Origin of the sequence: Marinoscillum pacificum, from assembly GCF_024714495.1 — a bacterium.
Classification (GTDB): Bacteria; Bacteroidota; Bacteroidia; order Cytophagales; family Cyclobacteriaceae; genus Marinoscillum; species Marinoscillum pacificum.
Map to the genome: position 1 here is coordinate 20,369 of NZ_JAMZMJ010000003.1, position 18,217 is coordinate 38,585.

Sequence of the window (18,217 nt, forward strand, 5' to 3'; positions counted from 1 at the left end):
AATGAAAAACAGATTCAAATACCTGGCGTTTATTGCTATGGTTGTGTTGTTGGCTTCTTGTCAGCAAATAGATAAAAGTCGTGTCGTAATTGATTTTACAGATGACTGGCAGTTTCAGTTGTCAAAAGAAAAACCAACCGCCGATTCTCAATGGAGAACTTTGGATGTTCCGCATGATTGGAGCATTGAAGGAGATTTTAGTCCCGATCATCCTGCCGGAGTAGGAGGAGGAGCTTTGCCTGGAGGAATAGGATGGTACAGGAAAACCTTTGAAAAGCCTGCTGATTACAGCAAGGTATTCATCCAGTTAGATGGAGTCTATCAAAACAGCATTATTTGGGTTAATGGAGACTCTGTGGGCAATCGCCCAAATGGTTACATTTCCTTTGAATATGATTTGACACCTTTCTTGAAGGAAGGTGCCAACGAAATTCTAGTGAAAGTAGCGAATGATCCACAGCCCAACTCTAGATGGTATTCCGGATCTGGAATTTACAGAGATGTTCGTCTGGTGTATACCAATAATGTATACATTCCAAATTGGGGAGTTTATGTGAATCCACGAGTGAATGGCAATAACGGTGATGTTTCAACAGAGACAATGATTACCAACGCCAATAATAATGCCCAGAAGATCTTATTGAAACAAGAGGTTCTTGATGCGTCGGGAAAAGTGGTCGCAGCACAGGAAACAGAAGCGACTATCTTGCCAAATAGCACCGAAGCAATCAACGAAGAATTAGTAGTAAGCAATCCAGCCCTTTGGGACGTACAGTCCCCATCTCTTTACAGTTTAAAAAATACGGTCCTTATAAATAATGAAATCATTGATGTAAGTACCACATCATTTGGTTTTAGAACCATTCGATTTGATGTGGCTGATGGGTTTTTCCTAAATGGAGAATCTGTCAAAATCAAAGGAGTTTGTTTGCACCATGATTTAGGTGCATTAGGTGCTGCTTTCAACAGAAGAGCAGCTCAACGTCAGATAGAAATCATGCAGGGAATGGGAGTGAACGCCATTCGGACTGCCCACAATCCTCCAGCTCCTCAGCTACTAGAGCTATGTGATGAAATGGGCATCCTGGTCATGGATGAGATGTTTGATATGTGGGCTAAAAGCAAAACCGAGTTCGATTACAGCCAATATTGGGATGAATGGCATGAGCAAGACTTGAAAGACTTCATCAAGAGAGACCGTAACCATCCCAGTATCATCGTTTGGAGTGTTGGTAATGAGATTATTGAACAGTATAACCATGAAGACTCCATTGGAGGTTTGATCGCAGCAGAATTGGCTGGAATTGTTCGTCAGCTTGACAATAATAGACCAATCACTACAGCGAACAATGACATTAGTCCTGATAATCCATTGATCAAATATGGAGGGTTGGATCTAGTAGGTTACAACTACCATCACGAGAACTTTTTGGAGGTGCCAAAGGATCATCCTGGTAAGCCTTTTATTGCTACCGAAATAAACTCTTCTTTAGCGACACGAGGATATTACGACATGCCTTCAGATAGTGTGCGTGCCTGGCCAATTGCCTGGGACAAACTGTTCACCGAAGGAAATCCAGACAATACCGTTTCGGCTTATGACCATGTGCGAGCGCCGTGGGGATCCACTCAGGAGGACACCTGGAGAATCGTGAAAAACAATGATTTTATCAGTGGTATTTTCATCTGGACAGGATTCGATTATTTGGGTGAACCGACTCCCTATGTATGGCCTAGTAGAAGCTCTTATTTCGGGATAGTGGACTTAGCAGGTTTTCCAAAAGACACTTATTACATGTACCAGAGTGAGTGGACGGAAGACACTGTGCTTCATGCGTTTCCGCATTGGAACCTGCCTGCAGGTCAAGAGGATGGACAGCTAATAGACATTTGGGCATACTATAATCATGCCGACGAAGTAGAGTTATTCCTAAACGGAGAATCGCAGGGAGTGAAACAAAAAGGAGAAGATGATTTTCATGTGATGTGGAGACTTGAATACACACCCGGTACAGTAGAAGTGATTTCTCGTAAAGACGGTCAGGAAGTCTTGAAAAAGACCATGAAAACAGCCAGCGAACCAGCTAAATTGGAGTTGGTTGCTGATCGAGATGTGATAACCGCAGATGGAGATGACTTGTCATACGTCACAGTGAATGTGTTGGATGCAGATGGGAATATTGTTCCGTATGCGACCGATTTGGTGCAGTTTGAATTGTCTGGTCCAGGTAAAATTGTAGGTGTAGATAATGGTGATCCAACCAGTCACTTATCACTCAAAGGAAATAAAATGAACGCCATGGCAGGAAAGTGTCTGGCCATTATTCAGAGTTCTAAAAAGACTGGTGCAATAGAGCTGACTGCAAGTGCCGACGGACTCCCAACTCAGAAAATAGTAATTAACTCGAAATAGATTGACCTTAGAAAGTAACGAATAAGATGATTGAGAATATGAAATCCACCAGAAGGGCATTCATGAAGTTGGTTTTGTTGGTAATGGTACTAACATCCATTTCATGTGAGCAAAAACCGAGTTATACGGCCGTAGACAATGGAGTAGAATTGGTGCTGCCAAATCAGCAAGCAGTTCGCGTAACATTTGTTGAAGATGATATTGTGAAGGTAGAAGCCAGTGCAGACGCTGAGTTTGATGCAGGCGAAAGTCTCATTGATGCTTATAAAGTCGAGAAGGTCGACTTCTCAGTTTCAGAATCGGTACAAGGAGTAGAATTAAAGTCTGCAGCTCTGACGGTTTTGATTGATGCGACTTCTGGTCAGATCTCCTATAAGGATGCGGATGGCAATGCAATCATTAGTGAGGACAAGCGATCATTTAGTCCAATTACGGTAGAAGGTAAGTCCGGTTTTACAATGAGACAGTCATTTGACTCTCCGGACGATGAGGCCATTTACGGTTTAGGCCAGCATCAAGCAAATGAAATCAATTACAAAGGAAAAAACGAGGAGCTGTTCCAATACAACACCAAGGTGTCTATTCCATTTATTGTGTCAACAGCTAATTACGGTTTGCTTTGGGATAACTATTCATTGACTCGTTTTGGTGATGAAAGACCGTACAGCAACCTGGATCAGTTTACACTATATGACAAAGCAGGTAATCCAGGTGGTTTGACAGCTACCTATTACGATGATAAAAATTCAGATCACGTCTTCATCGAGCAAGTAGAGTCTACTATTGACTATGAAAATCTGGAAACCGTGGAGAAATTCCCAGAAGGGTTTCCTTTTGCCAATGCTAAAATCGTGTGGGAAGGTCAACTTGCCGCTGATGAGTCAGGAACGTTTAGATTTCTATGTTACTATGCTGGTTACACCAAGGTTTGGGTCAATGGAGATTTGAAGTTTGATCAGTGGCGAACCGCATGGAACCCATCAGTAGCGAAGTTTAATGTGGACATGAACGCAGGGGAGAAGTATGATGTGAAACTGGAGTGGATTCCAGATGGAGGCGTTTCTTACATTGGCTTGAAGGCCTTATCTCCGAGAACTGAAAAACAACAAAATCAAGTGACGTTCAACTCAGAAATGGGTCAGGATATTCGCTATTATTTCATGGCTGGTAACTCCATCGATGATGTGATCAGTGGCTACCGGACCGTAACCGGAAAAGCTCAGGTGATGCCAAAATGGGCGATGGGATTCTGGCAAAGTAGAGAGCGTTACAAAACTCAAGATGAGTTATTGGATGTATTGGATGAATTCCGTGAAAGACACATTCCAATTGACAACATAGTGGTGGACTGGTCTTATTGGCCTAAAGATGCATGGGGAAGTCATGATTTTGATTTAGATAGATTCCCGGATACGGAAGGGATGATTGACAAAATTCATGAGCAAAATGCACGTGTGATGATCTCGGTTTGGCCGAAATTCTATTATACCACAGATCACTACAAAGCTTTTGATGAAAAGGGTTGGATGTATACTCAGGCTGTCGAAGACAGTGTGAGAGATTGGATTTATCCAGGTTACATTGGCTCCTTCTATGATGCATATTCACAAGGTGCTAGAGACTTGTTCTGGGATCAGATCAAAACCAAGTTGTACGACAAAGGCTTTGACGCTTGGTGGATGGACGCTTCTGAACCAGATATTTTATCCAATGCCAGCATGGATTACCGAAAGGAATTGAGCACTCCAACAGCATTAGGTCCATCTACAGAGTATTTCAATGCCTATGCACTAATGAACGCTAAAGGTATATATGAAGGCCAGCGATCCGAAGATAACGATACTCGCGTATTCATTTTAACGAGATCTGGTTTTGCTGGAATTCAAAAATATGGTGCGGCTACCTGGAGTGGTGATATTGGTACACGTTGGGAAGACATGCGAGCACAAGTTTCTGCTGGGATCAACTTTGCTATGTCAGGACTTCCATACTGGACTCAGGATATCGGTGGTTTCTGTGTGGAGAAACGTTATGAAAATGCAGTAGAAGGAAGCGAAGACATGAAAGAATGGCGTGAGTTGAATGCGCGTTGGTTCCAGTTTGGAGCGTTTGTTCCATTGTTTAGAGTTCACGGACAGTTTCCTTACCGTGAGGTGTTTAACCTGGCACCAGAGAATCATCCGATGTACAAATCACAGGTTTATTACAACAAACTGCGGTATCAGTTGATGCCATACATCTACTCGTTGGCAGGCTGGACTTATACCAAAGATTACACCATCATGCGTGGATTGGCTATGGACTTTGCTTCTGATAAGAACGTATTCAATATTGGTGACCAATATATGTTTGGTCCATCGTTGATGGCGTGCCCAGTAACAGCATATGGTGCAAGAAGCCGTTCGGTTTACTTACCAAAGTCTGCAGGATGGTATGATGTGAATACAGGAAAATACCTGGCTGGAGGACAAACCATAGAAGCAGATGCTCCTTATGAGCGCATGCCAATGTTTGCTAAGGCTGGATCCATTCTTCTGCATGGACCAGAAATTGAATACACCGATGAAAAACCAGCCGATCCAATTACGATCATGGTGTTTGCGGGTGCTGATGCATCGTTTGATTTGTATGAAGATGAGGGCACTAACTACGACTATGAAAAAGGTCAATATGCCACTATTCCAATTGATTGGGATGACACTGCTAGAAAATTAACTATCGGTGATAGCAAAGGAAGCTTTGATGGCATGTTGGAAAGCAGAACTTTCAGAGTGATTGTGGTGGACAAAGACCATCCAAATACGATAGATAACTTAAGTAACTATAAGGAGGTGAGCTATGATGGTAGCTCCCAGGTAGTGGATTTATAAGAGATTGAGAGCGATTAAGCTCTCTTATTTTGGATAATTGTTAGGAATGAAAGCCAACTGCTGAAAAGTGGTTGGCTTTTTAAATACAGGCACTTGCTGTTTGATGGAGGCATGTAAACAATGTTGCGTTGTGTGGGTTATATAATTAAACATTGAAACATAGATATGAAAATAATAGGAGGTATACTTACAATATTAGGGCTAATAGGATCAGTTATTTTTGGAATGCAGGCTGCGCAGGATTCTGAGAGTTTTAGTTTTCTTGGAATAGATGTAGCGGTAAGCAGTGCCAACTGGACTCCTGTAATAGTGAGTGTAGTAATACTTATTGTAGGAGTCGTGATGCTGGTCAAAAAGAAATAGCATTCTAAACCTGTATTGAAATAAAGTCTAGCCGATTGTGATTGCTTAGGGCAACTCAATCGGTTTTTTTATGTCCATAATACTAATGTTAATTAGAGATTTAATATTTGCTTCATTCCATTTCTAGCCTCAAATCGAGAATGGAGTCATTTTTATTCACCGGGCAATTAAACAACTAAGTCATGCTATAGCGTACAAATTGGTAAGGCCAAAATTGTTCCTCTAAAAAACAAAATTTGCCGCGTTTCAAGCTTTAAACGCAAAACTTAGTAACCCAAAACCTTCTCAAAACATACACTATAGGGCATATTCGCATATTGGCCATAATTAGGGATTCTGCTGTAATTCAGTTTGGTGTAGAGTCCAATGGCTTCATGTTGCTTAGTTCCCGTTTCTAAAACTGTTTTCTTATAACCCAATTCAAGAGTCCATTTTTCTAGCTCTTGGAGTACAAGTTTTGAAATTCCTTTACCCCGGGAAGATGGATGAACGAACATCCTTTTAATTTCTACTGAATCTGCATCAAACGTTTTAAAACAACCGCATCCCACCGCTCGATCTTCTTCATCATAAACAACTACTACATGATCTATCGTATCCACTTTGTTGTATTGATCATAGTCATCCTGATCATCAGGATACCTTCCTCTTAGATCCAGGTCAAGTAGCTTGATGAGTGCCTGGAAATCTATGGAATTGTGATCTGTGCGTTTAATAATCATAATGATAGTAAATATCACCTATGAAATGAATATTGGCCAATGGATTGAAAGGAAAGTTGATTGTCCTTTTAAAATGCAGTTGATAATAGCTGAGTGCCATTCATTGAAGAATTTGGATGATTCATCGATACTTTAAACCTAAAGCAGATACCTATCCGTATATAAAAATGTACTCTGTATAAAATTGTACAAGTATGTTTCAATAAAAAGCCCCCCTCAAGACGTGAGGAGGGCTTTTTGCGTTTGATAGGTTTATTGCGAAATATTTAGCTCTTTCTGATGACATAAAACCTAATGGATTAATCAACTTCAACGGATTGTTTTCTGTATCAATTAAGTTATGCGCTATGCACTTTAGAAATTTTACGTAGCTTGATGGCCACATAATAACAACTAATAAAAATGTCTATGAGAAAGATGTTAATGACAATGATCGGAGTGATCATTGTTTCAACTTTAATTGCCCAGAAAAAAGCAGTAAAGCCATGGGTTATCAATTATCAAATACAGCCCAAATCGGGATTGAAGACTTCCGGTGGTAACTATATAGCTTCGATATATACGGACCTGTATCCATTCACTTATGAGCAAATGGAAAGATATAGCCCAATGTATTATGATCTTGATAAAGAAAAGGCAAAAGCTGCGTATGAAAGGGATAAATACTTTGCATACAAGCCGATAGCAAGTGCTAATTTGAAAATTAATGGACAGTATATTGAGGAGGTTGATGGTAACCCATCCTTTCTCGAAGAATTGTCCAAAAGTCCTCATTTCATGATAAACCTTAATATTGATGATGTCCGGTTTATCAAGGTTCCTGAACCGTCAGACAAATTGTCGCAAATGAATGCTGATGAAATTCTGTACACATATGCATTGGACTCTCGTGTGGAGATCACAGATATGCAAGGACGAGTGATCTGGAGTACAGAAATTGACCATGAGTTGACAACTTATAACGTTACCAAGGGGCAATTAATGGCTGATCTTGGTTATAAAACGTCCATAGCTATGGCTAAATCAGAGCAAGAAATGAAGGATGTCCTTATCCGCAGAATGATGGGAGAATGGAAGCCAACTATTCGGAATATTGCGATTTATGCGAATTGGGCCTTAAATGCAGAGTTTGGTAAGCGACTTGAATATATTGGTATGGGTCTTTTTGGTGTTAAAGGAAAAGACTACAAGGAGTTAATAGAACTTCAGGATGAGTTTTTTACGGTCTATGCTAAATTTCATACCTTGAGTGCCAAAAAGCGAGCTCCAAAATCAGATGTCGATGCCTTCTTTATAAAAGCGATACCCGTATGGGAAAAATATCTTGATGAAAGAGGTTCTGAAATGGAGGAGAACGCAGTTGAAGGTTTAAGAATGAATATCATCGCTGGAGCAGTATGGGTAGGTGATTTAGAAAAGGCTGGTCAATACCTGGAGTATTTTCCTAAGGCTACCCTGGATTTTGAAGGTGGCATTGTTGAGAACGATCAGTTTTTACCTCCAACTCTTATGAATAATTTAGGATATGCTGAAAGCTGTCTGCAGTTTTATACTCATATGAAGGCGGCTGGAGATCGATTAGATATTATTCAATAGGTCAGAACTAACTATAATGGAAGCCGGGACGAAAATCTCGGCTTTTTTGTTGGTAAATAGTACATTCAAAACCTTGACAAGCTGAGAGGTTGTATAGTGAAATAGCTTTCAGAATGATCAGCTCTTCAAATTCTTCATGTTTTGGGGTACATCATCTTGAAATACCCAAGGTGTTCTGTAGTGTCAGGTCTACCTGTTTAAAAGTTTGATAGATAAAGGATTAATAAATGGATCATTTTTTAATTAAACACAATCGATTGCGTAAATTAGCCTAAGTAGGTTCCTTCTTCTGAAATAGCAAGAAGGAGAAGCTAGACTAACAATTTGATGTAGTTAAGTTGATTCAATAATGATGAAAAAAATGATACTAAAATCGTGGCTCACCTCACTTGCCGCGAGTTGTTTACTATTGACTGCTACTGGTCAAAAGAACGCACCAGTATTTTCCAAAGTAGTCTACGAAGGAAACGATCAGGTATATAATGATTACCCTTTAAAAGAAGGTGAGTTTTATAATCCTATTTTGCAGGGATGCTATCCGGATCCAGCTGTCACACGCAAGGGAGATGATTATTACATGGTGGTGTCTTCCTTTGCTATGTTTCCGGGAGTTCCCATTTTTCACTCCAAAGACCTGGTCAATTGGACTCAAGTCGGTCATGTGTTGGATCGTGTGTCTCAACTAGATCTGCATGATACAGGCATCAGTGAAGGCGTTTATGCTCCAGGTATCACCTACAATGAGTACAATGATACATTCTACATGATTACTACGGCTTTTGCTGGTGGTTTGGGAAATATCATTGTAAAAACCAAAGACCCCTGGAAGGGGTGGGGCGAGCCTATCAAGTTGGACTTTCAGGGAATAGATCCATGCATCTTTTTTGACGATGATGGCAAAGCGTATGTGGTTCATAATGATGCTCCAGAAAAGGCGAAAGAACGCTATAATGGACACCGAGTTATCAAAATTTGGGAGTATGATGTAGACAAAGATCAGGTGATTGCTGGTACAGATCACATCATTATAGATGGCGGGGTTGATATAGCTAAAAAGCCTATTTGGATTGAGGCTCCTCATCTCTATAAAAAGGGTGAGAAGTATTATTTAATGAGTGCCGAAGGTGGTACTGGAGGCTGGCATAGTGAGGTGGTTTTCATCAGTGACAGCCCAAAAGGACCTTATGTTCCTGCTCCGAGTAACCCTATTCTTACGCAAAGGCATTTTCCAAAAGACCGACCAAACATGGTGGATTGGGCTGGGCATGCTGATATCATCAAGGGGCCTAATGATCAGTATTACGGAGTGTTTTTGGCTGTTAGGCCGAATAAGTCGGGTAGAGTGAATACAGGACGTGAGACGTTTATACTGCCGGTTGACTGGTCAGGCATATTTCCGGTTTTTGAAAATGGACTAGTGCCACTGGAGCCCAAACTAAAAATGCCTGAAGGAGTGGTTAACGAAACGCATAGCGGGAAGTATTTTCAGAATGGCAATTTTACGATCATCGAAGATTTTACTTCTGATAAGCTACACCCACGCTGGATTGGGTTGAGAGGCCCGAGAGAAGCTTTCATAGAAATCACCAGAAAAGGACTAAAAATCAATCCATTTGACGCACATATTCGAGAACTGAAACCAACTTCCACGCTTTTTCACAGACAACAACATGATGTATTCACATTTACTACGAGCATGATCTATCAGCCGGATTCTAAAAATGATCTTGCTGGAATCACTTGTCTGCAAAATGAAGGGTCCAATTATGTGTTTGGAGTCACCAAAATAGATGGAGAATATGTGCTTTTGCTAGAGCGCAACTGGTGGCCAGGTCGGCAGGGAGAGAAATTTTCCAAGATTGTGGCTATGGCCAAAATTGATGTTAAGAAACCGATACGACTTCAAGTTGCCGCTGAAGGGGATGATTATCAATTTAATTATTCTACTGATGGAAAGACTTTTAAGAATTTAGGAGGTATCGTTTCGGGAGATATCTTGTCAACCAATGTAGCTGGTGGTTTTACCGGAACTCTCATTGGTTTATATGCTACTTCTAATAATGCATCACTTCCAGAGAATTAACACAGGTATAGTTTATTGATTGGTTAAGAAAGAAGCTTTCCTGAGGTGTGCTAGGCATCCTAAACGTAATTCAATTCACCTGTATTGAAGAGTTTGTGGGTGTTATCTCAGGGACTTCTTTTTTCATTTGAATCCTACTAATAATCCAAAAAAATGAAAAAGTCTTATATGTTAGCAATTTGGTTGAGCAGCACCTCCTTGCTATTATCCGCACAGAATGTGCAAGTAAAAGTCCATACGGACCAACCTGCAAATCAGATCAATAAACATATTTACGGTCACTTTGCTGAACACTTGGGTAGAGGAGTTTACGGTGGACTATATGTAGGTGATACCAGCAGCATTCCTAACACAGATGGTGTTCGTAATGATGTGATCGATGCATTGAAAGATTTGAAGATTCCTAACTTGAGATGGCCAGGAGGATGCTTTGCTGATTCTTATCATTGGAAGGACGCTGTTGGTCCTAAAGATCAACGTTTAGCCACAGAAAACATGGCGTGGGGTAATGTGTGTGAAGACAATGGTTTTGGTACACATGAGTTTTTGGATTTATGTGAGCAACTAGGAGCTGAAGCATACCTGGCGACCAACATGAATTCTGGAACTGTGCGTGAAGCAGTGGATTGGGTACAATATGTGAATCATGCCAATGGCACCAGTTATCTCACCACTGATCTCAGAGAAGAAAATGGAAGAGCTACACCCTGGAATGTGAAGTTCTGGGGAATTGGCAACGAATCATGGGACTGTGGCGGCAACATGGACGTAGATCACTACACTGATTTATACAAGCAGTATGCTACAGCTATGACCTCTTACAGTAATACGGAAGGGTTGTTTCGAGTAGCAGTCGGACCTGGCTGGGACGATTATCACTGGACTGTGGAGGTAATGAAGCAGATCCCATTGAAACGACTGGAAGGGTTATCCATTCATCACTATGCAGTGTTAGAGTGGAGCAACAAAGGTTCTTCTTATGACTTTACCGATGATCAGTATTTCAGCACCATGAAAAAAGCCTGGTTCATGGATGAATTCATTACAGAAAACTCCAAAATCATGGATCAATACGACCCTGAGAACAAGGTTGCTTTGGTGGTAGATGAATGGGGTGGGTGGTATGCTCCAATTCCAGAGAAGGGACAGCTTTATCAACAAAATACCATGCGAGACGCCATGATTGCAGGGTTAACACTCAATGTATTTAATAATCATTCAGATAGAGTGAGGATGGCTAATTTGGCACAAACGGTTAATGTATTGCAAGCGGTAATTCTCACAGAAGAAGAAAAAATGATTCTTACGCCGACATACCACGTGATGAAAATGTATGCAGTACATCAGGACGCTACTTTGATTCCTGTTTCATTTGACAGCCCAGAGTATCATAAAGGTGAAGATCAAATTCCTGCATTGTCTATTTCTGCATCAGAGACTGATGGGAAGTTAAGCGTTTCTATGGTTAATATGGATCTTGATAAGGGGTATGCTCTTAAGTTGGATTTGTCTGGCTATGAGTTTGATACTATAAAAGGTCAAATAATTGAATCAGAAGATATTAGAGATCATAATACGTTTGATCAACCACGGAAAGTAATAACAACGGAGTTCAAAGATTTCAAGAGTAAAAAGGGAAGTACGATAGTAAGCCTTCCTGCATTTTCCGTTATGATGCTGCAGTTTGATTAGTAGAGCTTGTTCCTAAAATTTTCAGTAACCCGTTAAGCCTTGCAAGTTCATTGCAGGGCTTTTTTATTTATGGTGCTGAGTTAACTTTCATAGGAATGATCGTTTGGTTAATTATAAGCCTTAACGCTAGGCTTGTAGGTGTTATTTTAACCTACTCCATAAGACCTATTCCAGGTAAGGCAAAAAAAGAAGCCGCTCAAATTGCTTTGTAGCGGCCTCTATCTAAATGAAGAGAATTATGTGTACTCTTAATTGTACCCCGGGTTTTGAGGGTAACCACCCACTGTGGCATCTATTTCACTTTGTGGGATAGGTCTTAATAAATGGAATTCCTGAGGAGCTGGAGGCGTATACCCTGCAGCAGGAGCACCTCCATTAAACTGAAGGTTATACTGTGCAGCAGCACTTGAGCCTTGATAGTGTACTCTTTCAAGTAATCTGCCAGTGCGCTTCAAGTCTAGCCATCTGAAATGTTCACCTGCTAGTTCTCTAGTTCTTTCATCAAGAATAAAGTCTATCTCATCACCATGTGCTCCAGTAAGGTCTGCCACCGAAATAGGAAGGGCTCCAGCTCTGTTTCTGATCACATTGATGTAGTCTACAGCTTCGCTATTTCTGCCTAATTGAATTGCCGCTTCTGCCGCTACGAGATAAGTCTCCGCAAAACGATGTACATAGAATGGTCTAGTAGAAGCAATGTTAGGATCTTCCTCATATCCTTCTGGTCTTGCCACTCGGTTAAACTTACTCAAACTAGGGAAGTGCTTGTTTTGCTGGTTTCTTGGAAGTTCATCCAACGCAGTTGGGCTATTTGCCGTAGGGAAATAGACCACATATCCTTTGCTATTTACCCAGGCACGTCTGTCCGCATCAGATGCAAATGAGTTCTGGAACGATAAAGGAGCATGCCACATAGCAGTATCTCCTACCGCAAACTTAGGTTGTCCCACTTGAGATGCGTCTACATAACCAGCATCTGCTTCTGCTTGAGACCAGGAGGGAATACTCGCTTCATCATTAGCATACCACACGGTTTGGAATGAACCATTGTATCGTTGGTCATTCACTTTGTCTTCAAAGGCCACATCAATCATCCACGGAGTAGGGCTGAACCTAATCCAAGGTCTACCATTCTCTACATCTCTTACCATTCCTGGTACATCCTGTACGTAGAATTCGCGGAAAAGGAAGTTGTTGATATTGTCTTCAAAACCTCCAGGACTTTGAATTCCAGGGTTAAACTGTTGCTGCAAGTTCCATTCAATCGTCCACATGACCTCAGACGGCCATTCATTACTTTCATCCCAGATATCAGCATAGTTAGATTCTAGTTCCACACCATAAGTCCCTCTGTTGGTAATCAAGTCATTCGCGAAGTAGAGTGCTGAGTCATAATCATTCGCTCCTGCATAGGATCTATACCCTCTGAATAGGTACGCCTTGGATAGCAAATGCAATGCAGATGCCTTCCAAACTCTACCTCTCTGTGTAAGGTCAGGTCTTTGATCTGGTAAGTTGGTCGCTGCAGCCCTTAAATCAGCGATTACTCCATCCATTACTTCCTCTTCTGTAGCTCTGGTAAGAACGTTTGTTGGATTGGTATTGAATGCATAAGGTCCAGACCCCAAATCGATGGTTGCTCCACCGTATTGGCGAGCCAAAAGGAAATACCATGCGCCTCTTAAGAATTTAGCTTCAGCAATTAACTGGTCTAATTCTTCTGTGGTTAGTCCTGTGGCATCCGGTCCTATTTGGATAATACCATTACACGTGTTGATTGCGGGGTACGCATTGTTATGTGCAAAGGTGATTCTACCATTAGATGGGTTTAGTGTAGTATAAATGGCTAATGGTGTGTCGGAAATTTGTTGTCCTTCCATGTATTCATCAGAGAATACTGCCATCATTGCACCAGCTTCATAGCCATAATATGGCCGGAACCGGGCGTAAGCTGCAATTAGCCCATTTCTTAATCCGTCCGCTGAAGCAAACGTTTCAGGAGTTAGACTTCCTCTTGGTGTCTCTTCCAGAATGTCTTCACATCCAGAGAGTATCGCTAACATCATTAATGATGCACAACTAATTTTTAATAACTTTTTCACTGTGTCAAACATTTTAGAATTGAACATTGATTCCGAAAATGAAACTTTTCATTATTGGCGAATCTGGAGTTACTACCAAACGCTGGCTACCATCACCGAATCCTGAAGTTGAAGTACTTCCTGTTCCATTTGGTTCTGGATCTACAGCACCAGCTTTAACCAGGTCAGAGAAGAAGGCTTTGAAAGGATTGTTTGCTGTAACATATACCCTGGCTGATTTAAGACCTACTTTATCCAATACCACAGGAGGTAGGGTATAGCCTAGGTTGATGCTTCTGATTTTTGCGAATGTCGCATTGAAATAACCCAACGTAGACCCGTATTGTGGGCTTTGAAGTCCTGGTCTTGGATAAGCGTTTGTAGGATTGTCTGGAGTCCAGTAGTCTACATCTGCCTGGTTTCTTCTTCCTTCCATCGTAGCAATTGGGAAACTTACGTTTCCTTGATGGAATCTACTGATAGTCATACCACCAACTCTTGCAAATGCTACTACAGACAAATCAAATCCTTTATATCCGAAACGTGTAGTGATTCCTCCAATCCAGTCAGGGTTTAATTTTCCGATGATTGTACGGTCTTCATCATCTCTGATGCCATTCCCGTTAACATCTTCTACTTTGATATCACCAGGTACTCTACCATCGAATGTGCTTGCTTCATCAGCTTCATCGGATTGCCAGATACCAATTTTTCGGTAATCATAAATCACATCCATTGGCTCACCTACAAACCACCCATTGCTGATATTTCTTTTTAAAGTATCCACTAGCTGAGTGATTTCCTCTTGCCAACTTGTAAAGTTTACATCTACTTCAAAACTGAAATCCCCTGGAGATTTTGGCTCTACAATAAGGGCATTCATTGCAAGCTCAATACCTCTGTTTCTTGTTTGACCAATATTCACACGATAGCTTCCAGCTACACCAGACATGATTGGAAGATCCTGGGATTGAAGGATGTCTTCAGTGTCTTGTTGATACACTTCGATACTACCTTTGATCCGGTTGGTTAAGAAACCAAAGTCAACTCCGATGTTGGCCGTTTTGGTAAACTCCCACGATAAATTGTTATTGGCAAGGTTGCTCACCTCATAGCCAATCACACCGCCATCAGGTCCGATGTTGTATAGTCTCTCACCTAGTGAACCTAAAGAGGCATATGGTGCAATCGCCTGGTTGGATGTAAGTCCATATCCAGCTCTTAGTTTAAGCTCTGAAACTGGTGTTACTCCGCCCATGAAAGACTCATTTTTGATGTTCCAACCAAGTGCAACCGCAGGATATACGAAGTATTGACTTCCTTTAGCTAGTCTTGACGATCCATCTACTCGTCCTGTTAATGTCAATAAGTAGCGATTATCATAGGCATAGTTCGCTCTGGCCATATAGGAGATGATACCCCATTCTGAATAAGTTGGGCTATCAGCTACTGTGGTTCCTGACTGTGAGAAATCATAGAACTGTAATTGATCGTTGACGATGCTATTGGTTCCGAAGGACTCCTGAGTGAATTTGTCTTTTTGTACACTGAAAAGACCTGTTAGGTTTAAGCTATGCTTTTGTGCAATTACCTTGTCATAAACCAATAGGTTTTCAATGGTGTAATTATAACCGTGGTTGTTTAAGCTATTGGCCGTGTTGGGTTGGTTGCTTCTCAGAATGGCACTCGTGAAATTACCTCTTTTGGTAAAGCTTCCATCAAGTCCTACGTTGATTCTGTATTTAAGACCATCCAATATTTTCACCTCACCGTAGAAACTGTTGAAAGCTCTCATTTGTCTTCTCTCAGATACCCAAAGATCCGAGTTGTAAAGTAGGAGAGGGTTTACTCTGTTGTCATCAATGTGGCCTATAGCAGGCAATCGGTTTACTTCTCCATCTTCAGTGTATGGTTTGAACAATGGACTCATTGTCAGGATATTGAAGTAAGGGTTTTGACTTTCTCCTAAAGAAACATTGTATGAAAGCTGAGAGCTGATTCCTAATTTAATCCGATCATTCACCTGATGATCCAATGTCAACCTCATAGAGTTTCTATTGAAAGATTGTCCAGGTAAAGCATTGGTTTCTTTGAAGTAGTTTCCGGAGAAAAGGAATTGAGTCTTATCTGTACCACCAGTAAAACTTAATTCATGATTTGTGATTATACCCTGCTTTAGCATCAAATCTTGCCAATCAACTGATCTTGCCAAGTCTATTGATTCACGTTCATCTGCTGTTAACTCATACTGACCAGCGTCTTGTACGAACTTAGCATACTCTTCACCATTGAATACATCGTAGTTGCCAAGTGGTTGAGAAATACCATGGTAGCCATTATAGCTTACATTCGATTCTCCTGCTCGACCTCTTTTGGTCGTAATTAGAATTACACCATTAGCACCTCTGGAACCATAAATCGCAGTAGAAGAGGCATCTTTCAAGATGTTTATAGATTTAATGTCTCCTTGGTTGATACTATTAAGTCCACCTAGATAAGGAATACCATCCAATACTACCAAAGGCTCGTTAGCAGAGTTACCTCCAAGAGATCTGTTCCCTCTAATTCGGATTCTCATTTCAGCTCCAGGTCTGGAACTGGTTCTCTGCAGCTGAACACCGGCAATGCGACCTTGGAGTGCCTGAGTAACATTAGGGGCAGGTACTTCTGTGATAGCCTTGGCGTTGACAGTGGTAATTGCTCCTGTAACATCACTTTTCTTTTGAGTTCCATAACCGACAACTACCACTTCAGACAACTGCTCGATATCTGTGGATAAGGAAATGTCTATTTTGGATTGGTTACCAACTTTTACTTCTTGTGTTTTGAAGCCTATAAAACTATAGCTTAGAGTCTGTCCGGATTCCACTTCTATAGAATAGTTACCAGACATGTCTGTTGTAGTTCCTTTTGCGGAACCTTTGATTAAAACAGTTACTCCTGGTAGTTCAGCACCTGTATCATCTGTTACAGTACCAGATACGGTTTGCTGAGCGTACAACTGGTTTGGAATGGCCAAATAGAAGCATACAAGCATAGATAACGCAAGTAACCTCTTGTGCCAACTTCCGCAATGGCGTATGAAGGCCATCTCGCGTGTGTTTTGTAAGATTTGGTACATAGATTTATTGTGTTTGAGTACTAGATCCTGATCGGCTCGGATGTAGTACAGGTTAAGCAATCGATTGTTTAAATAGGGTAAAAAAAAGCACCAGCTTTATTAATTCACTTTGACGACTCTTAGGTTGTCCAAATAAATGGTTCCTCCTATGTTGTCAGCATAGCTTAAGCTGATTGCAAATCTGGTGCTCTCATCTCCGCCACTACTTGTTGCTTCAGATGACGGGCTAACTTCCCATGAGATCTCAGTCCAATCTGCATATTGCACTTCCACTTCACCAGGACTTTGGCCATCATATCTTCCATAACCAGGAGATCCACCTTCATCAGTTGCAAAGTCAGCACTTACTATTCCGGTACCTTTTGCCATGATACTTACTCGATAAGTAGCAGTAGGATCTACAGGAAATGAAGTGAATGGCTGAATATTCCAAGGATTTGCACCGATATCATTCACAGTAATTTTTACACAATTGAATCCATCATATGGATCTTTATCTGTAATTTCTCCAGTAGCCAGCGAGCCATTTAGGCCTCCCCATCCATTTACTCCATCGGCTGCACCTAAAGCACTTTCTTCAAAGCTTCCGTTAGTATTGACTACAGTTAAGCATTCGTAACTTCCTGCATCAGCTGTACAAGCGATAATTTCAGACTCACTTTCTATGGTGGAGCCACTAGATGTTGTCATGACAATTGCTCCAGAAGAGGCACCTGACGGCATTGTAAAGGATAATTGGCTATCCGTAACTGAGTTGATTGTTGCATCAGTTCCTCCAACTGAAATGGCTGATACAAATGAAAGGTTGTTTCCAAGAACAGTAACTTCTTGTCCATCAGACGCAGCTTTTGGAGTGTAATAAGTGATAGATGGATTTGGGATTACTTCAAATGTTACATCTGCTCGATCATTACCGGGGAAGATGAGTTTGAGATCATTCATCCCTATTGGTGCAAAGGATGGCACCACTAATTCTATTGAGCTATCTGTTGCCTCATAGTCAGAAATCCAGGTTGATTCACCCAGTCTGATAAGCTCTACATCTCCGAGGTTTGAGCCAGTTAGTGTAATAGTAGATCCGCCACCTACGGATTCAGGACTAACTCCTGTAATTCGGTTACTCACGTCTACAGCGTTTCCAGCAGGATTAGAACCGGTTAGCTTGTCGCTCCCATCATCTTCACAGCTGTAAAGCGAAAAAATCGCTACCGCTGCCAGGACAGGCATCATTTTAGTTTTGATTAATTGTTTCATTTTAACGTCTATTTTCTATTAG

Annotated in this window: 10 protein-coding genes; 6 read left to right on the forward strand and 4 right to left on the reverse strand. The window is 41.2% G+C overall.

Annotation, left to right across the window (positions count from 1 at the left end; translation table 11 throughout):
• The first annotated feature begins 1 nt into the window (after nt 1).
• The 3 genes from NXS00_RS09420 to NXS00_RS09430 all read left to right on the forward strand — a co-directional run bounded on the left by NXS00_RS09420 (nt 2) and on the right by NXS00_RS09430 (nt 5,646).
• Nucleotides 2–2,413 carry a glycoside hydrolase family 2 TIM barrel-domain containing protein gene (locus tag NXS00_RS09420; protein WP_258098928.1) on the forward strand — a complete coding sequence of 804 codons (2,412 nt, stop codon included), beginning with the start codon at nt 2–4 and terminating at the stop codon, nt 2,411–2,413.
• A 38-nt stretch (nt 2,414–2,451) separates the two neighbouring features.
• Complete coding sequence (locus tag NXS00_RS09425) at nt 2,452–5,283, forward strand: TIM-barrel domain-containing protein (RefSeq protein WP_258098929.1); 2,832 nt, start codon at nt 2,452–2,454, stop codon at nt 5,281–5,283.
• Nucleotides 5,284–5,448: 165 nt separating this feature from the next.
• Complete coding sequence (locus NXS00_RS09430) at nt 5,449–5,646, forward strand: hypothetical protein (RefSeq protein WP_258098930.1); 198 nt, start codon at nt 5,449–5,451, stop codon at nt 5,644–5,646.
• A 266-nt stretch (nt 5,647–5,912) separates the two neighbouring features.
• Here the strand turns inward: NXS00_RS09430 and NXS00_RS09435 are convergent, their stop codons facing one another.
• On the reverse strand, nt 5,913–6,368 hold the full coding sequence (locus NXS00_RS09435) for a GNAT family N-acetyltransferase (protein ID WP_258098931.1): 456 nt from the start codon (nt 6,366–6,368) through the stop codon (nt 5,913–5,915).
• A 408-nt stretch (nt 6,369–6,776) separates the two neighbouring features.
• On the opposite strand from NXS00_RS09435, the gene NXS00_RS09440 reads away from it, so the two are divergent.
• The 3 genes from NXS00_RS09440 (at nt 6,777) to NXS00_RS09450 (ending at nt 11,739) form a co-directional block, all read left to right on the forward strand.
• Nucleotides 6,777–7,964 carry a hypothetical protein gene (locus NXS00_RS09440; protein WP_258098932.1) on the forward strand — a complete coding sequence of 396 codons (1,188 nt, stop codon included), beginning with the start codon at nt 6,777–6,779 and terminating at the stop codon, nt 7,962–7,964.
• A gap of 349 nt (nt 7,965–8,313) precedes the next feature.
• Nucleotides 8,314–10,047 (forward strand): glycoside hydrolase family 43 protein, encoded by a 1,734-nt coding sequence (locus tag NXS00_RS09445; protein WP_258098933.1) that lies wholly within the window; start codon nt 8,314–8,316, stop codon nt 10,045–10,047.
• Between the two features lie 153 nt (nt 10,048–10,200).
• Nucleotides 10,201–11,739: an alpha-N-arabinofuranosidase gene (locus NXS00_RS09450; protein WP_258098934.1), complete on the forward strand. Its 1,539-nt coding sequence runs from the start codon at nt 10,201–10,203 to the stop codon at nt 11,737–11,739.
• 248 nt (nt 11,740–11,987) lie between these two features.
• Here the strand turns inward: NXS00_RS09450 and NXS00_RS09455 are convergent, their stop codons facing one another.
• The 3 genes from NXS00_RS09455 to NXS00_RS09465 all read right to left on the reverse strand — a co-directional run bounded on the left by NXS00_RS09455 (nt 11,988) and on the right by NXS00_RS09465 (nt 18,195).
• The gene (locus NXS00_RS09455) at nt 11,988–13,841 is read right to left on the reverse strand and encodes a RagB/SusD family nutrient uptake outer membrane protein (RefSeq protein ID WP_258098935.1); all 1,854 of its coding nucleotides are present in this window, start codon (nt 13,839–13,841) and stop codon (nt 11,988–11,990) included.
• A 13-nt stretch (nt 13,842–13,854) separates the two neighbouring features.
• Nucleotides 13,855–16,941: a SusC/RagA family TonB-linked outer membrane protein gene (locus NXS00_RS09460; RefSeq protein WP_258098936.1), complete on the reverse strand. Its 3,087-nt coding sequence runs from the start codon at nt 16,939–16,941 to the stop codon at nt 13,855–13,857.
• A gap of 99 nt (nt 16,942–17,040) precedes the next feature.
• Entirely contained in the window at nt 17,041–18,195 is a 1,155-nt protein-coding gene (locus tag NXS00_RS09465; protein ID WP_258098937.1) for an IPT/TIG domain-containing protein, read from the reverse strand.
• Between the last annotated feature and the right edge of the window lie 22 nt (nt 18,196–18,217).

Coding starts and splice junctions, on each gene's coding strand:
- NXS00_RS09420 (WP_258098928.1), top strand. CDS start 2: ATGAAAAACAGATTCAAATACCTGGCGTTTATTGCTATGGTTGTGTTG.
- NXS00_RS09425 (WP_258098929.1), top strand. CDS start 2,452: ATGAAATCCACCAGAAGGGCATTCATGAAGTTGGTTTTGTTGGTAATG.
- NXS00_RS09430 (WP_258098930.1), top strand. CDS start 5,449: ATGAAAATAATAGGAGGTATACTTACAATATTAGGGCTAATAGGATCA.
- NXS00_RS09435 (WP_258098931.1), bottom strand. CDS start 6,368: ATGATTATTAAACGCACAGATCACAATTCCATAGATTTCCAGGCACTC.
- NXS00_RS09440 (WP_258098932.1), top strand. CDS start 6,777: ATGAGAAAGATGTTAATGACAATGATCGGAGTGATCATTGTTTCAACT.
- NXS00_RS09445 (WP_258098933.1), top strand. CDS start 8,314: ATGATGAAAAAAATGATACTAAAATCGTGGCTCACCTCACTTGCCGCG.
- NXS00_RS09450 (WP_258098934.1), top strand. CDS start 10,201: ATGAAAAAGTCTTATATGTTAGCAATTTGGTTGAGCAGCACCTCCTTG.
- NXS00_RS09460 (WP_258098936.1), bottom strand. CDS start 16,941: ATGTACCAAATCTTACAAAACACACGCGAGATGGCCTTCATACGCCAT.
- NXS00_RS09465 (WP_258098937.1), bottom strand. CDS start 18,195: ATGAAACAATTAATCAAAACTAAAATGATGCCTGTCCTGGCAGCGGTA.